Raw genomic sequence first — 6,699 nt, 5'->3', positions numbered from 1 at the left:
GTGGTTGAATTACCGTTGATTCTGTAGGTGTTGGGGAAGGTGCGATCGCCTGATTCCCAGAGGAAGCGTTTACTGATGGTGTATCTTCACGCTGTGGTTGAATTACTGTTGATTCTGTAGGTGTTGGGGAAGGTGCGATCGCCTGATTCCCAGATAAAGCAGTTACTGATGGTGTATCTTCACGTTTTGGTTGAATTACCGTTGATTCTGTAGGTGTTTTGGGAGATGCGATCGCTTGATTCCCAGATGAAGCGGTGACTGATGGTGTATCTTCACGCTGTGGTTGAATTACCGTTGATTTCGTGGGCGAATTTATCGATGTTGGGGGAGACGCAATATCTTGATTCCCAGATGAAGCAATTGCTGATGCTGTATCTTCACGCTGTGCTTGAATCACCGTTGATTCGGTTGGCGAATTTATCGATGTTGGGGAAGGTGCGATCGCTTGATTCCCAGATGAAGCGCTTACTGATGATGTATCTTCACGCTGTGGTTGAATCACCGTCGATTCAGTTGGCGAATTTATCGATGTTGTAGAAGGTGCGATTCCTACGGAGCGCTTCGCTATCGCTTGACTTCCAGATGTAGCGCTTACTGATGATGTACTTTCCCTCTGTGGTTGAATTACCTTGGATTCTGTTGAGGGATTTATGGGTTTTGTCGAAGGTGCGATCGCCTGATTCCCAGATGAAGCGGTTATTGATGGTGTATCTTCACGCTGTGGTTGAATTACTGTTGATTCTGTAGGTGTCGTAGGAGAAGCAATATCTTGATTCCCAGATGAAGCGGTTATTGATGGTGTATCTTCACGCTGTGGTTGAATTACTGTTGATTCTGTAGGTGTCGTAGGAGAAGCAATATCTTGATTCCCAGATGAAGCGGTTACTGATGGTGTATCTTCACGCTGTGGTTGAATAACTGTTGATTCTGTAGGTGTTGCGGAAGGTGCGATCGCCTGATTCCCAGATAAAGCGGTTATAGAATTATTACTTTCACGCTGTGGTTGAATCACCGTCGATTCAGTAGGCGAATTTATCGATGTTGTAGAAGGTGCGATTCCTACGGAGCGCTTCGCTATCGCTTGATTCCCAGATGAAGCAATTTCTGATGCTGTATCTTCACGCTGTGGTTGAATTACTGTGGATTCAGTTGGCGGATTTGCGGGTGTAGTTGAAGGTGCGATTCCTACGGAGCGCTTCGCTATCGCTTGATTCCCAGATGAAGCAATTTCTGATGTATCTTCTCGTTTTGGTTGAATTACCTTTGATTCAGTAGGTGAATTTATAGGTATTGTGGAAGGTGCGATCGCTTGATTCCCAGAGGAAGCAGTCGCTGATGCTGTATCTTCACGCTGTGGTTGAATTACCGTTGATTCGGTTGACGGATTTATGGGTTTTGTGGAAGGTGATATTTCTTGATTATCAGATGAAGAGATAACCCCTTCTACCTTTGCGTCTTTGCGCCTTTGCGCGATACTTTCATCTCTTTCTGAAGACATTTGAACCGAAACATCACTTTCACGCTGTGGTTGAATCACAGTGGATCTCGAAGGAGTCAATGCTGCGGATTGGTTGGCTTTGCTTAATTGCGGTGATTGGTACTCAGGAAAAAAGGGAGAATCTTGAAATGAATTATCTACCTGAGTAGAATCAAATGATTCAGAATTTAAAAATACTGAAGGATCAAAATTTGATAATGGTTTAGATCCTAATGGTGACAAAAATTTGGGACTGAGTAATTTCTGTCCTAAAGGTTTGTGAACAAGGAATGGTTTTTGTATACCTAATTCTGGAGATATTTCTCCTTCTGGAAGGTCAAACCCAGAAGTAGTTTCCTGATTTTCTGCCATACACTTTAATTACTAGCAAAGTACCCTGAACCATCCCGTTTTAAATTAATTGATGCACCACCAGACCTGGTTTTATCAACTTTTAATCCTTCGTAGGTTAAAGTCAATTCTTCAATAGCAGCCGTGCTGGAATCTGCACTTAAACTTGGCGCTTTCCAGGATATAGGAATAGCACCAATCAACGTCCAACACTGCATTGTTTCCCCTGCTTGGTTAAAAACTAGAATGTTGACATTCCGACGTTCTGCTTTGCTGCTTAAAATTTTATTAATCCAGTTCCAGAATGTTAAATCGTTTGTAATCCCGCGTTTGAGTGTGACATCAGAAAACTCTGCTGGATTTAACAGAACTCTTTGTTGTTCATTTACACCACCTTCAGAAAATTTTTCAGTTTTTATAGTTACACCCAAGCCTTGACATTCCGAAAAACAAGCAGTAACACTACTTTCGATTTCGATATAAAAGCGATTGGCTGTAACGTAATTCAACTCACGTCCGGCTTTAGTCATGATTACGATCTCCCATAATTGTGATGACGTTCTTTTTGGAGGCGTAAATCGTCTAGCATTAATTTATAAACCTTATCACTCAGCATCGACATCAATTGCCGATCGCCCATAACTTTAGCCGCTAACTTTGCAACTGCTTTTTGCTCATCTTCACTATTGCTATAATTACTCATACTAATAAATAGATTTATAGTAACAATATAGTTCAATTAATGACTATTAGCCAAAAGTCTAGTCTTGCCAAAATCCACCTCTGATTAACGCTCTTTTGTGACTCTGATGAAAGAAAAAAGAGTAGGTTGGGTTGAAGCCTTGTGTAGGCGTAGCCTTCTCGTAGAGTAACCCAACGAAACCAAGGATTGTGGGTGTTGGGTTATGCCTTCGGCAAACTACGTTAACGTTCCTCTACCCAACCTACGGCTAAATTGATCAAAATCATAAAAAATAAGGGTTCATGATTTTTATATGACGAGAGTAATAAAATAGCGTTAATTTTGGGTTTTAGCTATGGGTACTAATCCAGCTTTTTCTAAAAGTTGCTGTACCTCTTCGGTTTTCAGCATCTCAGCGAATTTTTGACCGATAGGTGGACGACTGTTATCTCCCAGATATGCAACAACTAAGGGATACCCTAGGGGATAGCTTCCGGTTTGAAAGACTTGGATATTAGGACTGTATTTACCCTTGTCATTGCATAAATCTGTTTTGGGATCTATAGAATTTCCGTTGTTTAACACTAAAGTCTGTACAGCAGGTTGATTTCCATCTCCTAAAGCTAAGGGATATACAGAACATTGACCAAAAACTTGGCTGAATCTAGCAAAACCAATACTACCAATATTATTTCCCTCGAAATCCTGTAACACCTTTCGCAACATTTCTAATGTGGGAAGCGTGGTGATACTTGTAGTAGGATTTGCCACGAATGCAGCAGATGGTGGTTCTTGATTTTGTAGCTTTTCAAAAGTAGCGATCGCATTTTCTTCTTTTAATACCCGTTGGGCAAAAATATTTAATGTTTCTGGTTCATTACGTGGTATGTAAAGTTTAACTGGTAAATCAGGTAAATTCAAACCTGGCAATTGATTCCAATTGGTAATTTTACCTGTATACAAATCGCGTAATTGCTCAGTTGTTATTTTGCCGTTTAATGCTTCTGGGAGGCTTTGATCACGTTTGGAATAACTAAAAGCCACAAACACAACTAAGCCATCATAAGCAAATCTTTCATGTCTGATTTGCGGTGATAGTTGCTGAAAAAAATTGAGTATCCCAAAGTCAATTTCCCCTGATTCGATATTATTAATAACCTTAGTTAATGAATCATAAGGTTGATAATTTAGCTCTAATTGGGGTTGATTAATTTTAAGTTTTTGTTCTAAATTTTGATTTTGTAAGACTAAATTTTCTTGTTGCCATATCTTAGTCCAAGTGCTGTTACTCTCACCAGCAAAAGTATAATTTCCTGGAGGAACAGCCGAGACATCTTTGAGACAGCAAACTACCACATCCTTAGCCGTTACTTGTTGATTTTGGAACCTTTGCAATAGAAACGAGATAATTGACCCCAATAATATCAAGCCAAACAAACCTAAAAATAACAAATAAAAACGACGCAGCTTAGGTTTTTTCTCTTCAGGTTCACTTATAACTACTAATACTTCCTGGGCTTGTAGTGGTGCAGGAGGTAACTTCAGTAATGTTTGTCGGGCTTCTTCCGCATTACTAAAGGATGAATTTAGATTTAGAAGTTGGAGAAGAAATCTTTTAAATTCAGGTGATAATCTTCTCTCTTCCTGCTCCATATTGGAGTAAAGGAGTGGATGATTAACTGGCTCTATTATACTTCCTGCTAATAGATAAAAAGCTACATACCCCACATCTATCAAATCTTGAGCAAATGTAGGTATAACTGTTTTGCTAGTTGGCAAATCAAAGACCGATTCCCACAGTGATAAATCACTTATATGGATAAAAAATGCCGGGGCATCTGCAATAATTAGGAGGCTGTCAAGGTTAATATTACCGTGTGCTATACCTTGCTGGATTTGACCAGAGGGAAGACTAAACTTTTGAGTGTGCAGAAATTGCAGAGTTTGCAGCACTTGGTTCAGAAAACGCCGCACCTGTGCTTCTGTCATTGCACCATTGGTGGCCAGATAGGATCTGAGAGTGGGATATGCTTCTTGACGACCATTAGAAACGAGATAACAACGTTCTGCAAATGGGTCTGAAATCGCATCCCACGGAGAATTTAAACGAATATCCTGAATTCTACCATCTGCCAAACTTAAACCAGCAATACGTTCAAACAGTTGTTTACGGACTTTAGTTTCTTCTGGGTTAAAACAAACGTTGGGTAAAAGATATTCTTTAACAACTACAGGCTGCTGATCTCCCACCTGAAATCCTTGGTATAAACGCCCCATTCCCCGGTGTCCCAAGAAACTTTCTATGCTATACCGACCACGATAGCCAATAAACTCAGTTTTGGCGGTCAAAATCGTGGGAAAACCACATTTTTCGCATTTATAAGCTGTGGGATCTGCCTCTAATGTTTTTTGCGTCCATTCACAGGCTAAAGTATTGCCATGCCAGCAGTGATACTTTCTGTAAATTAAATCAACGCCTGGGGAAATTGGCGGTGTAAAGGTGATTGTCTCAACAGACTCAGATTCTTCCAGGGCTGGGTTTTGGACTTTGCGAAAAAATCTCTGAGGTAGCTTGGCTTTAATACCTTCAACGAGGGGAGCAGATTTTTCGCGAACAATAGGGACAATCCAGCTAACTCTCTGCACCCAGCGAAATTGGGCTGGTATTCTAACTCTGGAGAGAACTTTCTGTTTAACCTGCTGGGTCATCCCTTCTCGTTGCCAGGCTTCTTGAGCTATTTTTTTACCACTATCCTTGACCACGACTGAAACCCTTAGCGCCTTTATTCCCGCATCCTACAATGATTATCAGCCAGAGGGCATTAGACTTTCCGCTAAAAGGTTGAATGTAGGGGTTTATGTAAAATTTAATGCACCCTACAAGATCAGGCGATCGCACTACAAGGATTCATATTCCCATTGACTGTATTTTGCAAGGATATTAACGATTTCGTTCCAATCTTTTCCCTTCGCCTTTTCACACCAACTTTCGATGGCTTTTTTAATTACTCCATAGTCATACCTTGCCACTATTAGATGGGCGCGACCTATTATATAGCCTTCTGCGGGAATCCTATTTTTTAACCAGTCTGGTGTGCATACTATTATGTTAAATGTATCTGCTCCTTCCTCGCTTGCAATGCCAATTAGTGCCTGAACAAGGATGCTAAAATTGTAGGGATTTTCTGGTTCTCCCTGCTCCATGTCAAGCATATCTGGACTTATCAACATTTGAAGTTCTGCTTGCTTCATGCTTGTTTCCTAGTTATTTGCTGTTACGATCAATCTTCTGTCTATGTTGCTGCATCTACTACTGTGACATGAGCATTAAAACAGAAGTTTTCCTCGTCAGGTCGTCGCCATTCAAAATTAGCTTGGACTTGACCAATTTTTTTTCCCCCCTGCTTGGTCATCGGAGGGCGGTATTGTCTTCTTCCGTTTTGACTGATTAACCGATAATTATGTGGAGGCCCATACAGTCCTCTGTCATGGTGTTCTCCTACCCACTGTTCTCCCACTGCGTTTGCTTGTGTTGTGCTTGTGTCTTCATCAATTGTTGAATTATATGTTCCTTCTTGCTCTATATTAACCCGCTGTGCCTCTAACATGTCTAAGGTGACTACTCGTTGTATGACCGCCTCAGTTCTAGTGAATGGATGTATACTTTGAGAAGTAAAAGGAGACTGAGAGTCTTTAAATTTTGTCAATGATAAGTCATTTGTCTTTGCTTGTAGCTGAGGATATCGCTGCACAGTCACCCCATTCTGCTGCACAACATGGGTCAACTCATGCGCCAACAACTCCTGTCCGCCCCGACTCCCTGGATTATATTCCCCCTGGCGAAAGAACACATCCTGTCCCGTAGTAAAAGCACGCGCCTGAATTGATTGATTCAACTGGTCAGATTGACCATCCGTGTGAACCTTCACCCCACTGAAATCTGCGCCAAACGCCTGTTCCATCGGTTGGCGGATATTGTCCGCCATCTCCTGTCCACTTCCCCTAGCACTATTAATAGCAGTATCCAAATCCGTCGAAGCTTCCCCTCCCCCAATTGCTTCCTGACGCTGGAGGATTGACTTAGCCTGAAGTTCCTCTTCCGGTTCTTCCTGACGCTGAAGTGATGTTATCTCAGGCTTCATTTGCAGTTCTTCTTCTTCAGGTACATCCATCCGTTGAATAGAATTAA

The 6,699-nt window shown here is 41.3% G+C and carries 5 protein-coding genes and 1 pseudogene; all 6 read right to left on the bottom strand.

Features of this window, described 5'->3' with window-relative positions:
* Nucleotides 1-1,849 (bottom strand): annotated as a pseudogene (locus ACM0OW_RS25460) (hypothetical protein); the annotation flags it as partial.
* 5 nt (nucleotides 1,850-1,854) lie between these two features.
* On the bottom strand, nucleotides 1,855-2,358 hold the full coding sequence (locus ACM0OW_RS25455) for a phage tail protein (protein WP_414553470.1): 504 nt from the start codon (nucleotides 2,356-2,358) through the stop codon (nucleotides 1,855-1,857).
* A gap of 2 nt (nucleotides 2,359-2,360) precedes the next feature.
* The gene (locus ACM0OW_RS25450) at nucleotides 2,361-2,531 is read right to left on the bottom strand and encodes a hypothetical protein (protein WP_414553469.1); all 171 of its coding nucleotides are present in this window, start codon (nucleotides 2,529-2,531) and stop codon (nucleotides 2,361-2,363) included.
* Nucleotides 2,532-2,846: 315 nt separating this feature from the next.
* Entirely contained in the window at nucleotides 2,847-5,273 is a 2,427-nt protein-coding gene (locus ACM0OW_RS25445; protein ID WP_414553467.1) for a substrate-binding domain-containing protein, read from the bottom strand.
* Between the two features lie 135 nt (nucleotides 5,274-5,408).
* Entirely contained in the window at nucleotides 5,409-5,762 is a 354-nt protein-coding gene (locus ACM0OW_RS25440; protein ID WP_414553465.1) for an Imm8 family immunity protein, read from the bottom strand.
* A gap of 41 nt (nucleotides 5,763-5,803) precedes the next feature.
* Nucleotides 5,804-6,699 (bottom strand): DUF4157 domain-containing protein (locus ACM0OW_RS25435; protein WP_414553463.1); only part of this gene is annotated, 896 nt, incomplete at its 5' end.

The organism is Anabaena sp. CCY 0017 (assembly GCF_963920885.1).
GTDB lineage: Bacteria > Cyanobacteriota > Cyanobacteriia > Cyanobacteriales > Nostocaceae > Nodularia.
Note: the sequence above shows the minus strand (reverse complement) of the source record. Positions and strands in the feature narration are given on the sequence as shown.

Coding starts and splice junctions, on each gene's coding strand:
- ACM0OW_RS25455 (WP_414553470.1), bottom strand. CDS start 2,358: ATGACTAAAGCCGGACGTGAGTTGAATTACGTTACAGCCAATCGCTTT.
- ACM0OW_RS25440 (WP_414553465.1), bottom strand. CDS start 5,762: ATGAAGCAAGCAGAACTTCAAATGTTGATAAGTCCAGATATGCTTGAC.
- ACM0OW_RS25450 (WP_414553469.1), bottom strand. CDS start 2,531: ATGAGTAATTATAGCAATAGTGAAGATGAGCAAAAAGCAGTTGCAAAG.